Origin of the sequence: Shewanella electrica, from assembly GCF_022321485.1 — a bacterium.
Classification (GTDB): domain Bacteria; phylum Pseudomonadota; class Gammaproteobacteria; order Enterobacterales; family Shewanellaceae; genus Shewanella; species Shewanella electrica.
The window spans coordinates 1-265 of the sequence record NZ_JAKOGG010000375.1; the positions used below are offsets into that span (position 1 = coordinate 1).

Consider the following 265-nt stretch of genomic DNA (forward strand, 5'->3'; position numbering starts at 1 on the left):
CTGGTTAGCAGCGATAAGGTCGTCAAGTTTTAACAACAACTCCGCGACTCGTTGTTGTTCCTGAACATTATCAGGTAATGTGAATGGTAAAATCTTGATCAATTCAGCGTTGTAACTCTGCTGCTTTGTTCCTTGGGTATAGCTGATTCCGTATTCCTCACCAACCTTTTGATACCACTGGAACAAAAATTTTGTGTCCAGTTTTTCATTAGGAAACAATGCCATAACTGACTGATTGACGGTCGTATCAAATCCTAGAATAGAG

General features: G+C 40.0%; 1 protein-coding gene. It reads right to left on the reverse strand.

Annotated elements, in window-relative coordinates; genetic code table 11:
• On the reverse strand, positions 1 to 261 hold a 261-nt coding region (locus tag L9G74_RS20955), incomplete at its 3' end, for a restriction endonuclease subunit S (protein ID WP_326521528.1).
• Positions 262 to 265: the final 4 nt, after the last annotated feature.